The following is a 13,772-nucleotide window of genomic DNA, read 5'->3' as shown; positions in this document are numbered from 1 at the left end:
CTGGGGAGGCGCTTGCCGTGAGTGAGTTGCGGTTCGTTCGCATGGGCTTCGGAGCTGACGCCGTCGAGTACCGGGAGGCGTGGGACGAGCAGCGCCGGGTGCACGCGGCGCGGTTCGCCGACGAGGTCCCCGACACCGTGCTGCTCCTGGAGCACCCGCCGGTGTACACGGCGGGCCGGCGGACGGCCGACAGCGAGCGGCCCCTGGACGGCACACCGGTCGTGGACGTGGACCGCGGCGGCAAGATCACCTGGCACGGGCCCGGCCAGCTGGTGGGCTACCCCATCCAGAAGCTGCCGCGCCCGGTGGACGTCGTGGCGCATGTCCGGCGGCTCGAGGAGGCGCTGATCCGCACCTGCGCCGAGTTCGGTCTGGAGACGACCCGGGTCGAGGGCCGGAGCGGGGTGTGGGTGCTCGGTGACCCCGTCGAGCAGCGGCCGTCCCTCGGCGGGCTGTCCCTGGACTTCGACCCCCGTCTGCACGACGAGGAGTTCGACCCGCGCCTGAACGGCCCCGAGTACGCCCCCTCCAACGCCGGCCAGCGCCGCGAGGACCGCAAGATCGCCGCGATCGGCATCCGCGTGGCCAAGGGCGTCACCATGCACGGCTTCGCGCTGAACGTGAACCCCGACAACAAGTGGTTCGACCGGATCATCCCGTGCGGGATCCGTGACGCGGGCGTCGCCTCACTCGCCGACGAACTCGGGCGGGACATCACCATAGACGAGGTGCTGCCGGTCGTCGAACGGCACTTGGCCGACGTACTGGGGAACGCCGAGCTGAAGCCGCGGGAGATCGAGAAGGCGACCGCCTGACGGGGGAATGGGCCCGCGGGCCCGCAGGTTGGCCTGGAAGCAGAGGCCGACAACCACGGGCGTACCCTGGTGTACGCCGAAGAATCGAAGCTACAGGGAGCCGATGTGTCCGCAGTCGCACCCGACGGACGCAAGATGCTGCGCCTGGAGGTCCGGAACAGCCAGACCCCCATCGAGCGCAAGCCCGAGTGGATCAAGACGCGGGCGAAAATGGGTCCCGAGTACACGAAGATGCAGAACCTCGTGAAGAGCGAGGGGCTGCACACCGTATGCCAGGAAGCCGGCTGCCCGAACATCTACGAGTGCTGGGAGGACCGCGAGGCGACCTTCCTCATCGGTGGCGACCAGTGCACCCGGCGCTGTGACTTCTGCCAGATCGACACCGGCAAGCCCGAGGCGCTGGACCGGGACGAGCCGCGACGGGTCGGCGAGTCCGTCGTCACGATGGATCTGAACTACGCCACCGTCACCGGTGTCGCGCGCGACGACCTCGAGGACGGCGGCGCGTGGCTGTACGCCGAGACCGTGCGGCAGATCCATCAGCAGACCGCCGGGCGCGAGGGCGGGCGGACGAAGGTGGAGCTGCTCGCTCCCGACTTCAACGCCGTCCCGGAGCAGCTCGAAGAGGTCTTCTCCTCCCGGCCCGAGGTCTTCGCGCACAACGTCGAGACGGTCCCGCGGATCTTCAAGCGGATCCGGCCCGGCTTCCGCTACGAGCGCTCCCTGAAGGTCATCACGGCCGCCCGCGACTTCGGTCTGGTCACCAAGTCGAACCTCATCCTCGGCATGGGCGAGACCCGCGAGGAGGTCAGCGACGCGCTGAAGCAGCTGCACGACGCCGGCTGCGAGCTGGTCACCATCACGCAGTACCTGCGCCCGTCCGTGCGCCACCACCCCGTGGAGCGCTGGGTCAAGCCGCAGGAGTTCGTCGAGCTGAAGGAGGAAGCCGAGCAGATCGGCTTCTCGGGCGTGATGTCCGGCCCGCTGGTACGGTCCTCCTACCGTGCCGGGCGTCTCTACCAGATGGCCGTCGAGAAGCGCGGTTCCTTCATCGCCGCCCAGGCCGTCTGACACTCCGTCAACCGCCTTGCCCCGCACTCGGCGAGGCAAGCGTGTGAATTCGCGCACAAGCAGCTACCCGCCAGTAGCGGCCGATATGACGCGGTCCTGACCGTCCTCGCAGATGAGGGCGTACGTCAGGGCCGCGTCAGCATTTCGGCCCCCTGCATCAAGGCTTCATTGGTGTTTGACCGGTCGGTCACGCCCTGGTAACACCAATCAGTGACGCTGGTGTCACACCACGTAGATCCGTGCCCAATGCCGCCCGAGGGGGACCTCCACATGCAGGCCGCGCCCGTTCGCGCCACCGCGATCCCGTCCGTCACCGACGCCCTGCGCGCCGTCGAGTCCCTGCTCATGAGCGGCGGCCAGCGCACCGCCCGACGCAACGCCTGGACCTCCGTGCTGGAGGACCGCCGCCGCGCCAAGGACCGTGTCGAGGCGCAGCGCGTCCTCGAAGAGGTCACCTCCGCCCGCTCCTGACCCGCCCTCCCTCCCCGGCCCGGGACTGCCGTCGTCGGTACTCCCGGGGGCCACGTAGACTGCGTGGCATGGCGAGGAAGGACACGGCGGCAGACGCCGCGAACCCCGGGCGACTGAAGCAGATCGCCCTGACCTACAAGATGACCCGCAAGGCCGACAAGAAGATCGGTCTTGTACTCGCGGCTGTCGGAATCGTCACCTTCGGTGTCTTCCTCGCGATCGGTTTCTTGATCGGCCACCCCATCTATCTCGGCATCCTGGGCTTCCTGCTCGCCTTCCTCGCGACGGCGATCGTGTTCGGCCGCAGGGCCGAGCGGGCCGCCTTCGGTCAGATGGAGGGCCAGCCGGGCGCCGCCGCGGCCGTGCTGGACAACATCGGCCGGGGCTGGACGACGACCCCCGCGGTGGCGATGAACCGTAGCCAGGACGTGGTGCACCGGGCGGTCGGCAAGGCCGGCATCGTCCTGGTCGCCGAGGGCAACCCGAACCGGGTGAAGAGCCTGCTGGCCGCCGAGAAGAAGAAGATGAACCGCATCGTCGCGGACGTCCCCGTGCACGACCTGATCGTCGGCACCGGCGAGGGCCAGGTCGAGCTGAAGAAGCTGCGGACCACCATGCTGAAGCTGCCGCGGGTGCTGACCGGCCCCCAGGTGACCACCACCAACGACCGGCTGCGCGCCCTGGGCGACCTGATGAGCAACATGCCCCTGCCGAAGGGGCCGATGCCCAAGGGCATGCGCCTGCCGAAGGGCGGGCCGAAGGCCCGCTGACCCCTATGACACACGAAGGGGGCGCCCGGATCATGCCGGGCGCCCCCTTCGTCGTATCGGCTACGACGGCGTCGTCGTATGGGCTACGAGGGTGCTAGATCCGCACCTCGACCGTGCGGGCCAGCCGGTCGTGGAGGCCGCGGCCGTCGCGGTCCCAGATCAGAGCCGGGAGGGCGAGGCAGAGCAGGACCGTGCGCAGCAGGGCGCGCAGGGGGTTGACCGTGCCGGTCCCCAGGTCGAGCACGCGCAGACCGAAGAGGCGCTTACCGGGGGTGAAGCCGACGGTGCCGACGGTCAGGACGCTCGTCGCGAAGAAGATCAGCAGCGCCCAGTTGCTGGTCGCCTGGCCGTAGCCGTCGGTGATCAGACCGTATGCGATCAAGAGGCACAGACCCCAGTCCACGGCCAGCGCTCCGAGCCGTCGGCCGGGGCGGGCGATCGAGCCCGGTCCCTCCTCCGGCAGACCCAGCTGCTGGCCCCGGTATCCGAAGTCGGCACCGGCTTCTTCCATGGCCGCGCGGGGGCCGGAGAGCCACGATCCGATTGCTTGCCTGTTGTCCACCCGTCCACGGTACTGCGCACCCATATGCCCGGCGGACGGTGGGGGTGCGGCGGGGGGTGTCGGAGCTACCGTGGAACCCAGGCCGGTTAACTTCTGCGAAACAAATGGGTCACGCACGAGAAATCACCCGTCCCTAGGGTCGGGGTCAGCGTGTGCCACCGCACTGGCCGCACGAACGAACTACCACCCCGGCCCGACCGCCGGGAGTAGGAGGAGCTGGATGTTCCAGAACGCCGACGAGGCCAAGAAGTTCATCGCGGACGAGGACGTCAAGTTCATCGACGTCCGGTTCTGCGACCTGCCGGGCGTCATGCAGCACTTCACGGTGCCCGTCGAGGCGTTCGACCCGGACGAGGAGCTCGCCTTCGACGGTTCGTCGATCCGTGGCTTCCAGGCCATCCACGAGTCCGACATGGCGCTGCGCGCGGACCTGTCCACCGCGCGGGTGGACCCGTTCCGCCGCGACAAGACGCTGAACATCAACTTCTTCATCCACGACCCGATCACGGGCGAGCAGTACTCCCGTGACCCGCGCAACGTGGCGAAGAAGGCCGAGGCCTACCTCGCGTCGACCGGTATCGCGGACACCGCGTACTTCGGTCCCGAGGCCGAGTTCTACGTCTTCGACTCCGTTCGCTTCGCCACCAGCGCGAACGAGTCCTTCTACCACATCGACTCCGAGGCGGGTGCCTGGAACACCGGTGCCCTCGAGGACAACCGTGGTTACAAGGTCCGCTACAAGGGCGGCTACTTCCCGGTCCCGCCGGTCGACCACTTCGCCGACCTGCGCGCCGAGATCTCCCTGGAGCTGGGCAAGGCCGGTCTCCAGGTCGAGCGCCAGCACCACGAGGTGGGCACCGCCGGCCAGGCCGAGATCAACTACAAGTTCAACACGCTGCTCGCCGCCGCCGACGACCTCCAGCTCTTCAAGTACATCGTGAAGAACGTCGCCTGGCGCAACGGCAAGACCGCGACCTTCATGCCGAAGCCGATCTTCGGTGACAACGGCTCGGGCATGCACGTCCACCAGTCGCTGTGGGCCAACGGCGACCCGCTGTTCTACGACGAGGCCGGTTACGCGGGCCTGTCGGACACCGCCCGCTACTACATCGGCGGCATCCTCAAGCACGCCCCGTCGCTGCTGGCCTTCACCAACCCGACGGTGAACTCGTACCACCGTCTGGTCCCGGGCTTCGAGGCGCCGGTGAACCTGGTGTACTCGCAGCGCAACCGCTCCGCGGCCATGCGTATCCCGATCACGGGCTCCAACCCGAAGGCCAAGCGCGTCGAGTTCCGCGCGCCCGACTCCTCCGGCAACCCGTACCTGGCCTTCTCGGCGCTGCTGCTGGCCGGCCTCGACGGCATCAAGAACAAGATCGAGCCGGCCGAGCCGATCGACAAGGACCTCTACGAGCTGGCCCCCGAGGAGCACGCGGGCGTCCCGCAGGTCCCGACCTCCCTCCCGGCCGTCCTCGACTCCCTCGAGCGCGACCACGAGTTCCTGCTCGCGGGGGACGTCTTCACGGCCGACCTGATCGAGACCTGGATCGACTACAAGCGCGCGAACGAGATCGCTCCGCTGCAGCTGCGTCCGCACCCGCACGAGTTCGAGCTGTACTTCGACGTGTGATCGGACCGCGCGTGCTGCACGCGTGAGGCCTGCGGCGCCCCCGTTTCCTGTTTCTCAGGGCGGGGGCGCCGTCGTATGGTTTCTTGCACAGCTGTTCGACAGAGGTGACGGGGAGAGACGGGGATGCCCGAACAGGACGACGACCAGCGGGAGTTCGACCTCAGGTGGGCGGACAGCGCCGAGCACAAGGAGCCCTCCGCGCGGGCCCGGATGCTGGCGGCGCGGTGGAAGGAGAACCCTCCGGAGCCGGTGCCGTTCCGGGGTGATCCGGGGCCGGTCGCGCCGCGCAGGTCGTCGTGGCTGTCGACGGTGATCGTGCTGGGGTGCGTGGCCGCGGTGATCGTGGGGCTGGGGTACACGCGGTTCATGGCGCCGTACTAGCCGTCCCCCGAGATTGGGTGGCAATACGCCTTTCCGCCAAGGCCGTTGGGGTCTGCGGTGCTACGTTGTGCCTCTTGGCTCACCGTCGGTATCGAGGTCGACACAAGAACGGTTGGTCTGGTGACAACAGCCCGTCCTTCGCGCACCGCAGTCGTGGTGACAGCGCTTCCGGTGGAGTTCGACGCTCTGAAGGAGCGTCTCACGGCCGAGAACGCCAAGCACATCGGTCGGCGGAGGGTCAACGCCACCGTGGTGCAGACGTTCCGGCTCGACGGCGCCTACGCCTCCTGGACCATTCATGTGGCCCAGGTGGGCATGACGAACGTCGTCGCCGCTCTGGGGACGCACGGCCTGCTGGCGGTGCTGGATCCGGATGTCACGCTCCTGGTGGGGATCGCGGGCAGCCTGAAGGACGACGTCCTGCCCGGGGATGTCGTGGTCGCCACCAAGGTGTACGAGATCCACGGCGCCAAGGTGACGACCGCCGGCCGCGGCGCGCGTCCCGACGCGGTGGACACCTCGCTCGCCCTGTGGCAGACGGCTCTGCACGCGGAGGTCCGGCGCAGGACCCACTTCAAACCGATCGCCTCCGGCGATGTGGTGCTCGACACCAGGACCGGTGACATCCGCACCCGGCTCAGCAACACCTACGAGGATGCCGCCGCCCTGGAGATGGAAGGTTTCGGTTTCTGCAAGGCGGCGCAGCGCCACCGCACGGAGGCGCTGGTCATCCGCGGGATCAGCGACCGGGCCGACGGTGAGAAGGGCGCGGCGGACGCGGCCGGCGGCCAGAAACCGGCGGCGGAGAACGCGGCCGAGGTGGCGGTCGCCGTCCTCATGGAGCATCAGCCCGACGGCACGGGCGCCTCCCGGCCTCCGCGCCGCAACCCGAGACTGTCGGCCCGCCGCAGTCCGCCGCCGACCCGCCGCACTCCCCCGCCGGCGACCGGGAGTCCCTGGTGGAAGGGCCGCGCGAAGACAACCTGGCTGCCGCTCGTCGCGGCGGCGGTGGCCCTCGGGACCGTCCTGCAATCGTGCGCCGGCGACGGCCCCGGCCCCCGCGACCCCGAGCCGCCCACCGGCGCCCCCTCCTCATCACTGGCGGTCTGCGACCAGGCGGACACCCGCCTGACCATCGCCGCCTCCGTCGACAAGTCGGAGCCGCTGCGGCGCGCGGCCAAGGCTTTCGGCAACCGGGCCGCGGACGGCAAGTGCGTGCAGGTCAAGGTCGAGGACCGGAACTCGGGCGAGGCGATGCGCACGCTGGTCGACGGCTGGGACGAGTCCGACGGGACGAAGCCGGACGTATGGGCACCTGCGGGAAGCTCCTGGCTGTCCCTGGCGAAGGCCGCCGCGACGGGGAAGAACGCAGAGCAGTTCCCCGAGAAGGCGGAACCGATCGTGCAGAGCCCGCTGACCATCGCGATGCCGAAGCCGATGGCCGAGGCCCTCGACTGGCCCGAGCGGCGGTTCACCTGGAGCCAGCTGGCCGACTGGGCAAAGAACGCCGACGGCTTCTGGGCGCAGCACGGCAGACCGGAGTGGGGGGCGTTCAAGCTCGGCAAGACCAATCCGGGCTACTCGACCTCCGGGCTCAACGCGACCGTCGCCGCCTTCTTCGCCACCACGGGCACCTCCGCGGAGCTGAGCACCGCGCACATCGACGACGCCGGCAACCGGGCGTTCGTCAAGAGCATCGAGCAGGCCGCGGTCCACTACGGCGACACGACGCTGACCTTCACCTCCAACCTGCGCCAGGCGGATCGCAGCAGCCCGCAGAAGGCCATGTCGTACATCTCCGCCGTCACACTGGAGGAGAGCACCGTGGCGGCCTACAACGCCGGCTATCCCTGCGGCGCGCTCAACGCGGACCAGGCGTGTGCGCAGACCAGTGCGCCGGACACCCCGCTGGTCTCGTTCTATCCGAAGGACGGCGTCCCGTTCTCCGACCATCCGTACATCGAGCTGAACGGGATGAGCGCCGCCCGGAAGGCGGTGGCCGACGACTTCCTCCGGTACCTGCACAACCCCGAGGTCTACGCCGAGCAGTTCGCCCCGTACGGCTTCCGCACCCATGAGGGGACGGTCGTCACGGGCTCCAAGGTGCTCACCGAGCGCAACGGCGTCCTGCCCGACGGGCAGTTCATCAGCATGCCGATGCCCCGGGGCGAGGTGCTCGGCCATCTGACCGAGGTGTGGCCCACGCTGCGCCGACGGGCCAACGTGCGCATCGTCATCGACACCTCGGAGTCGATGAACGGCGAGATCCCCGGCACTGGCGACACCAAGATCGAGCGTCTGAAGCAGGCGGAACCGAAGTTGTTCGGCGAGTTCACCGGCACCGATCATGTCGGTCTGTGGAAGTTCTCCGACGCCTACGCCCTCGGCGGCAAGCGCGACTACAAGGAACTGGTGGCGCTCGGCCCGTACACCGAGAAGCTGCCCGGAGGCACCCGTGCGGAGCTGCTGTCCAGCAACGTCAGGAGTCTGGAGCCGGAGGGGGCGACCGGGCTGTACGACACCCTCGACGCCGCGGTGCAGGCCATGCGGGACGACTACGACCGCCGGGCGATCAACGCGATCGTCCTGCTCACCGACGGCCGCAACGAGGACAGCAGGAGCCTGTCCAAGGAAGAGCTGCTGCGGCGGATCAACGATCCGTCGAAGCCCCAGATCCGCATCTTCACCATCGCGTACGGCAGCGAGGCCGACGAGAAGGACAAGGGCGGCAGGACCGTGCTCCAGGAGATCGCGCAGGCCGGCGGTGGGCAGGCGTACGACGCCAAGCGAGCCGAGACCATCGAGCAGGTGATCACCAGCGTGATCTCGAACTTCTGACGGCCGGGCGGCGTCCCGACGGGATGGAAGGGGTGTGCGCATTCCTTTGCTCCCCGTAGGACTGATCGGGATCTGCCTATGGGAGGCCCGGGCGCACAATGGCAGTGGGGCGAGTGCCTGAACTGCGGGGTGATGCAGATGCAGAGCCGTTTCCAGAGCGACCGGCGGCTGACCGTGCGGATGACGGTCACCATGTTCCTGCTCGGTCTCCTGTACGTGGGCTTCGTCGCCGCGTTGGTCGCGCTGCTGAAGTCGTGGGTGCTGGTGGTCGTGGTCGCGGCCGGGATGCTGGGCGCGCAGTACTGGTTCTCCGACCGGGTCGCGCTGTTCGCGATGCGCGGGCGGGTCGTGGAGCGGGAGGCGTATCCCGAGCTGCATGCCGTCGTCGACCGGCTGTGTGCGATCGCGGACATGCCCAAGCCGGTCGTCGCCGTGTCCGAGATGGGCATGCCGAACGCGTTCGCGACCGGGCGGAACGCCGACCACGCGGTGGTGTGCGTGACCACAGGGCTGTTGCGGCGGCTGGAGCCCGCCGAGCTGGAGGGCGTGCTGGCGCACGAGCTGTCGCACGTGGCGCACAAGGACGTCGCCGTGATCACGGTCGCGTCCTTCCTCGGCGTGATCGCGGGGCTGATCGTGCGGTTCGCCCTCTACAGTCAGCTGTTCGGCGGGGGGCGACGGGATCAGAACACCGCCGTCGTGTTCGCCGCCGTGATGGGCGTGTCGGCAGCCGTGTACGCGATCAGTTTCCTGCTGATCAGGGCGCTGTCCCGGTATCGGGAGCTGGCCGCCGACCGGGCGGCCGCGCTGCTCACCGGGCGGCCCTCGGCGCTGGCGTCCGCGCTGACGAAGGTGACGGGTGACATCGCCCGGATCCCCTCGAAGGACCTGCGGACCGCGCAGGCGTTCAACGCGTTCTACTTCACCCCGGCGCTGGGCTCCGAGCCCGGAATCGCGGGCCTCTTCTCCAGCCACCCGAGCCTGGAGCAGCGGCTGGACCAGCTGGGGCGGATCTCCACGGAACTGGGCGAGGCGGCGACCCCCGGGAAGGCGGGCTGATCATGGGGCTGCTGGACATCCTGCTCGGCCGGACCAAGCCGGTCGCGCCCGACCTGGACCAGCTGTTCGCGCTGCCGTCGGCGGCGGTGACGCTGCAGGCGGCGGCCGGGTTCACGCCGACCGGGCAGGGTGCGGTGTGTTTCGCGACGGTCGAGGGCGGGGCCTTCGAGCAGACGCACCGCGAGGTCCAGGCCCTCCTCGACGCCGACTCCGAGCGCACCGGCCCCCCGGTGCGGCTCCTGCGCGACGACTACGGCTACTCCTGGCTGCTCTCCCACCGCACCCCCGACGAACTCCACCTTCTGGTCAACGACCTGCACGCGGTGAACAGCGCGATGGAGGTCAACGGGTTCGGGCCCCAGCTGCTGTGTTCCCTGGCGGGATTCGAGAAGCAGGGGCCGGGGGGCGGGGTCAGCCGGCGGCTGGCTCTGGTGTACCTGTACAAGCGGGGCTCCTTCTACCCGTTCGCGCCGCTGCCCGGTGCCGGACAGCGGCGCGACAACGCGTTGGAGCTGCAGGTGAAGGCCGCCCTCGCCGGCGACCTGCGGATCGAGCCGGACCTGAGCCGCTGGTTCCCGGTGTGGGGAGCCCCCGGCCTGTGAGGAACCGGGGGCGCCTTCCTTACTTGCTGCGCTCGTGCTCCTGCCGGCGGTACTCCAGGGGGCGCTCGCGACGGTAGCGGCGCTCCCACTTGGCCTGCTGGTCGCGACGCTCACGGTAGGCCTTGTACGAGGTCGGCGCGGTGCCCCCGACGGGGCCCGGCGTGGTCGCCGAGGTCGAGTCGCGCCCGTACCGCACGTACAGGTAGAGCACGGCGACCGCGGCGAGCCAGTAGAGGGGGTTTCCGAATCCCAGGACCACCAGGACGACGGTCCCGGAGAGAACGACGGTGCCCATGGCGTGCCTCCTTCCTGGGCATGGATGGGTGACTGAGCGGTGTGGTGTGGATGGGGTGGCTTCTTCAGAGTAGGGAGGCCGTCACTCCCCGTGCATCTCGTTTTCCGCCCGCCCGGCGCAAGTGCCGTGAATGAATGGGGAGATGATCGAGCTGTCCCCCTTCACGCACGAGTACGACGGTGAACGCCTCAGTGGCGTGTACGGCGACGGCGGCGGTGGCCCGGGAGCGGCCACCGCCGTCGCGCTGCACGGCGCGGGCAACGGCAGCAAGGAGCGGCTGCTGCCGCTGCTCGCCGAGTTCGCGGCGCAGGGCTGCCCCGCACTCGCCTTCGACTTCTCCGGACACGGCGAAAGCACCGGCACACTGCCGGAGTTGAGCCTGCGGCGGCGTTTCGAGCAGGCGGTGGCGGTGATCGACGCGTATGTGCCGGCGGACGGGCCGCTGGTGCTGGTCGGTTTCAGCATGAGCGGCCAGACGGTGGCGGACCTCGCCGGGCACTACGGGGAGCGGGTGGCCGCGCTGGGACTGTGCGCGCCCGCGGTGTACGCGGCACGGGCGTGGGACGTGCCGTTCGGAGAGGGGGAAGGGCGGTTCAGCACGATCATCCGTACGCCGGACAGCTGGCGGGAGGCGCCGGCGCTGGACGTGCTGCGGGCGTACGAAGGCCGGGCGGTGCTGGCCGTGCCGGGCACGGACACGGTGATCCCGCCGGAGGTGACGGAGGCCGTCCAGGACGCACTGGCGGCCCGCGCCCAGTTCACCCGTCTCGAACTGCCGGACGCTGAGCACCGTTTGGGACTCTGGTTCCGCGATCACGCCGAGGACCGGCGGGAGTTCGTGAGCTCCGTGCTGACCGGCCTGGGTGAGCGGGGCTGGACGGCGACCCGCGCCTGGCTGGCCAAGCAGCTGCCGGAAGGTCGTACCGTCCGCGACACCCGTCGGCTGAAGGGCGGTTGGAGCTCGCAGATGCGCCGGCTGACCCTCGACGACGACACGGAGCTGGTGCTGCGGACGTTCGTGAAGCCGTTCTTCCGCGGGCACGCCCCGGGACTGCTGACCCGCGAGGCGTCCGTGCTGACACTGCTCGCCGGGCAGCAGGACATTCCGTCCGCACGGCTGGTCGCCGTGGACGCGGCTGCTGAACACTGCGACCACCCCTGTCTGTTGATGACCTCGCTCCCCGGCCGGGTGCGGGTCGACGAGAAGGACCTGGATCACCGCCTGGACCTGCTGGCGGCCCAGCTCGTACGGATCCACGAGGTGGTACCGGACGCACGCCCGCGCCCCTACCAGGCGTGGACGTCACCAGAGCGCGTACGGACGCCGGCGGGACCGCTGTGGGAGCGTGCGGTGGACGTGATCCGCCGCGACCCCCCGTCCTACGAGGGCTGTTTCCTGCACCGGGACTTCCACCCGGGAAACGTGCTGTTCGACGGCGACGGGGCGGGCGGCGACGGCGATGACGACCGGCTCCGCATCACGGGCGTCGTCGACTGGGTCGAGACGTCGTGGGGCCCCGCCGACCTGGACGTCGCCCACTGCTCGACGGCCCTGGCGCTGCTCCACGGCCCGGAGTACGGCCTCGGCTTCCGCGAGCGCTACGAGGCACAGGGCGGCCGCCGCCTGGCCGACGGCCCCGATCACCTGTACTGGCGGCTCCTGGATGCCCTGGGCTACTCCCCCGACGCGGCGAAGCTCGCCGGGCCGTGGCGCGAGCTGGGCCGGACCGACCTGACGGCTCAGGTGCTGGGCGGACGGCTGGAGGCGTATGTGGCGGGCCTGCTGGAGGCGTACGCCTGAGCCGGTTTCCGGGCGGGGGGCCGATTGTCAGTGGGGTCGAGGAGGATGGCGGGCAGGGACGAGCAACAGACGGACGCGACCCGTGCGACGGGTGCGACCGGCGCGACGGTTGGAGGCGGGGATGGGCGGCGAGGAACGGTACATCGGCGTGGCGGAGCGGCGGGCCCGGCTGGCCCTGCGGCACCGGCTGACGCCGGCGGCACGGGCCACGAGCCCGGAGGAGGTGGCCGACGCACTCGTCGCGCTGCACGGCTCGGACCCGGCGACGGTGTACCTGGCGATCGGGGCGCGGCTCGCGGAGGCGTCGGGGACGGTGGCGGCGACCGACCGGGCGCTGTACGGGGACGACCGAAGACTCGTCCGCATGCACGGCATGCGGCACACGGTGTTCGTGTTCCCCACGGCGCTGACCGCGGTCGTGCACGCCTCGACCGGCCTCGCCGTCGCCGCGCGGGAACGGGCCACGCTGGTGAAGGACATGGCGAAGGCCGGCGCACCGGACGCGACCTGGCTGAAGGAGGTCGAGGAGTCGACGCTGGCCGCGCTGGGACGGCTGGGGCAGGCGACGGCGTCCGAACTGGCGCGGGAGGAGCCGCGGCTGCGGGAGCAGTTCGTGTACGCCGCCGGGAAGAGCTACGAGGGGCTTCATTCGGTCTCGACGCGGCTGCTGAAGGTGCTGGGCGTGGAGGGGAAGGTGGTCCGGGGGCGCCCGCTGGGTTCCTGGACGTCGAGCCAGTTCCGCTGGGCCCTCGCCCCCGAACACCCCGAACTCGACCCGGCCGAGGCCCAGGCGGAGTTGTTGCGCCACTGGCTCACCGCCTGCGGGCCGGCCACCGAGGCCGACCTGAAGTGGTGGACGGGATGGCGGGTGACGGACGTACGGCGGGCACTGGCGGCGATCGGGGCACGGGCGGTGTCGCTGGACGAGGGCACGGGGTACGTCGTCGCGGGCGACGTCGATCCCGTGCCCCCGCCGGACGAGCCCTGGGCGGCTCTCCTGCCCGGGTTGGACCCGACAGCGATGGGGTGGCAGGAGCGGGACTGGTATCTCGCCCCTGAGCTGCGGTCCGCATTGTTCGACCGGAGCGGGAACGTGGGGCCGACGGTGTGGTGGGACGGGCGGGTGGTCGGCGGTTGGGCCCAGCGGGCCGACGGGGAGATCGTCTGGCGGATTCTGGACGGGGAAGGTGTCGGGCGGGACGCGGAGACGGCGATCGCAGCGGAGGCGGAGCGGTTGCGGGGGTGGGTGGGGTCGACGAGGGTGACGCCTCGGTTTCGGACGCCGGTGGAGAAGGCGTTGGTGGGGTAGCGGGCGTGGGGTGAGGGTGGGTGAGGTGAGGGTGGGGGTGCGGTGTGGGTGTCTGGTTGCCCGGGGTCGGTGCCGGGGGGTGGGTCGCGCAGCCCGGCGCTGACGGGGCGCCGCCTGCGCCCACCCGTGCCGCCCCAGGCGGCACGCAGCGGGGGTTTGGGGGCGGAG

The 13,772-nt window shown here is 70.3% G+C and carries 13 protein-coding genes; 11 read left to right on the top strand and 2 right to left on the bottom strand.

Translation table 11 applies throughout. The annotated features are described in order from the left end of the window. The first annotated feature begins 17 nt into the window (after nt 1–17). From lipB to IE263_RS19815, 4 genes are all read left to right on the top strand, one after another. Nucleotides 18–815, top strand: coding sequence for a lipoyl(octanoyl) transferase LipB (gene lipB, locus IE263_RS19830; protein WP_189938367.1), 798 nt, complete (start codon nt 18–20; stop codon nt 813–815). A gap of 105 nt (nt 816–920) precedes the next feature. Further along, the gene (gene lipA / locus IE263_RS19825; protein WP_189938365.1) at nt 921–1,886 is read left to right on the top strand and encodes a lipoyl synthase; all 966 of its coding nucleotides are present in this window, start codon (nt 921–923) and stop codon (nt 1,884–1,886) included. A 270-nt stretch (nt 1,887–2,156) separates the two neighbouring features. Further along, a complete protein-coding gene (locus IE263_RS19820) occupies nt 2,157–2,357 on the top strand; it encodes an SCO2195 family GlnR-regulated protein (RefSeq protein ID WP_189938363.1) in 201 nt (66 codons plus the stop codon). Between the two features lie 68 nt (nt 2,358–2,425). Next, nucleotides 2,426–3,127: a DUF4191 domain-containing protein gene (locus tag IE263_RS19815; protein WP_189938361.1), complete on the top strand. Its 702-nt coding sequence runs from the start codon at nt 2,426–2,428 to the stop codon at nt 3,125–3,127. 94 nt (nt 3,128–3,221) lie between these two features. Here IE263_RS19815 and IE263_RS19810 read toward each other — a convergent pair whose 3' ends face one another. Then, nucleotides 3,222–3,689 carry an RDD family protein gene (locus IE263_RS19810; RefSeq protein WP_189938360.1) on the bottom strand — a complete coding sequence of 156 codons (468 nt, stop codon included), beginning with the start codon at nt 3,687–3,689 and terminating at the stop codon, nt 3,222–3,224. A gap of 220 nt (nt 3,690–3,909) precedes the next feature. On the opposite strand from IE263_RS19810, the gene glnA reads away from it, so the two are divergent. The 5 genes from glnA to pspAB all read left to right on the top strand — a co-directional run bounded on the left by glnA (nt 3,910) and on the right by pspAB (nt 10,199). Beyond that, a complete protein-coding gene (glnA, locus tag IE263_RS19805) occupies nt 3,910–5,319 on the top strand; it encodes a type I glutamate--ammonia ligase (RefSeq protein WP_189938358.1) in 1,410 nt (469 codons plus the stop codon). A gap of 123 nt (nt 5,320–5,442) precedes the next feature. Further along, nucleotides 5,443–5,700 carry an SCO2583/SCO2584 N-terminal domain-containing protein gene (locus tag IE263_RS19800; protein ID WP_189938355.1) on the top strand — a complete coding sequence of 86 codons (258 nt, stop codon included), beginning with the start codon at nt 5,443–5,445 and terminating at the stop codon, nt 5,698–5,700. A 156-nt stretch (nt 5,701–5,856) separates the two neighbouring features. Then, a complete protein-coding gene (locus IE263_RS19795; RefSeq protein WP_189938354.1) occupies nt 5,857–8,538 on the top strand; it encodes a phosphorylase family protein in 2,682 nt (893 codons plus the stop codon). Nucleotides 8,539–8,676: 138 nt separating this feature from the next. Further along, on the top strand, nt 8,677–9,597 hold the full coding sequence (gene htpX / locus IE263_RS19790; RefSeq protein WP_189938352.1) for a zinc metalloprotease HtpX: 921 nt from the start codon (nt 8,677–8,679) through the stop codon (nt 9,595–9,597). A gap of 2 nt (nt 9,598–9,599) precedes the next feature. Then, entirely contained in the window at nt 9,600–10,199 is a 600-nt protein-coding gene (gene pspAB / locus IE263_RS19785) for a PspA-associated protein PspAB (RefSeq protein ID WP_189938350.1), read from the top strand. A 19-nt stretch (nt 10,200–10,218) separates the two neighbouring features. On the opposite strand, the gene IE263_RS19780 is transcribed toward pspAB, so the two are convergent. After that, the gene (locus tag IE263_RS19780; protein WP_189938348.1) at nt 10,219–10,494 is read right to left on the bottom strand and encodes a hypothetical protein; all 276 of its coding nucleotides are present in this window, start codon (nt 10,492–10,494) and stop codon (nt 10,219–10,221) included. Nucleotides 10,495–10,636: 142 nt separating this feature from the next. Between IE263_RS19780 and IE263_RS19775 the strand changes: the two genes are divergently transcribed. Together IE263_RS19775 and IE263_RS19770 are read left to right on the top strand one after the other, a co-directional pair. Next, a complete protein-coding gene (locus IE263_RS19775; protein WP_229911070.1) occupies nt 10,637–12,295 on the top strand; it encodes an alpha/beta fold hydrolase in 1,659 nt (552 codons plus the stop codon). Between the two features lie 121 nt (nt 12,296–12,416). Further along, nucleotides 12,417–13,604 carry a winged helix DNA-binding domain-containing protein gene (locus IE263_RS19770; RefSeq protein ID WP_189938344.1) on the top strand — a complete coding sequence of 396 codons (1,188 nt, stop codon included), beginning with the start codon at nt 12,417–12,419 and terminating at the stop codon, nt 13,602–13,604. The last annotated feature ends 168 nt before the right edge of the window (nt 13,605–13,772 follow it).

The organism is Streptomyces aurantiogriseus, assembly GCF_014649375.1.
Lineage (GTDB): Bacteria > Actinomycetota > Actinomycetes > Streptomycetales > Streptomycetaceae > Streptomyces > Streptomyces aurantiogriseus.
This window is presented reverse-complemented; position numbering and strand designations above follow the sequence as displayed.

Coding starts and splice junctions, on each gene's coding strand:
- IE263_RS19800 (WP_189938355.1), top strand. CDS start 5,443: ATGCCCGAACAGGACGACGACCAGCGGGAGTTCGACCTCAGGTGGGCG.
- IE263_RS19815 (WP_189938361.1), top strand. CDS start 2,426: ATGGCGAGGAAGGACACGGCGGCAGACGCCGCGAACCCCGGGCGACTG.
- glnA (WP_189938358.1), top strand. CDS start 3,910: ATGTTCCAGAACGCCGACGAGGCCAAGAAGTTCATCGCGGACGAGGAC.
- IE263_RS19820 (WP_189938363.1), top strand. CDS start 2,157: ATGCAGGCCGCGCCCGTTCGCGCCACCGCGATCCCGTCCGTCACCGAC.
- pspAB (WP_189938350.1), top strand. CDS start 9,600: ATGGGGCTGCTGGACATCCTGCTCGGCCGGACCAAGCCGGTCGCGCCC.
- IE263_RS19775 (WP_229911070.1), top strand. CDS start 10,637: ATGATCGAGCTGTCCCCCTTCACGCACGAGTACGACGGTGAACGCCTC.
- IE263_RS19770 (WP_189938344.1), top strand. CDS start 12,417: ATGGGCGGCGAGGAACGGTACATCGGCGTGGCGGAGCGGCGGGCCCGG.
- htpX (WP_189938352.1), top strand. CDS start 8,677: ATGCAGAGCCGTTTCCAGAGCGACCGGCGGCTGACCGTGCGGATGACG.
- IE263_RS19780 (WP_189938348.1), bottom strand. CDS start 10,494: ATGGGCACCGTCGTTCTCTCCGGGACCGTCGTCCTGGTGGTCCTGGGA.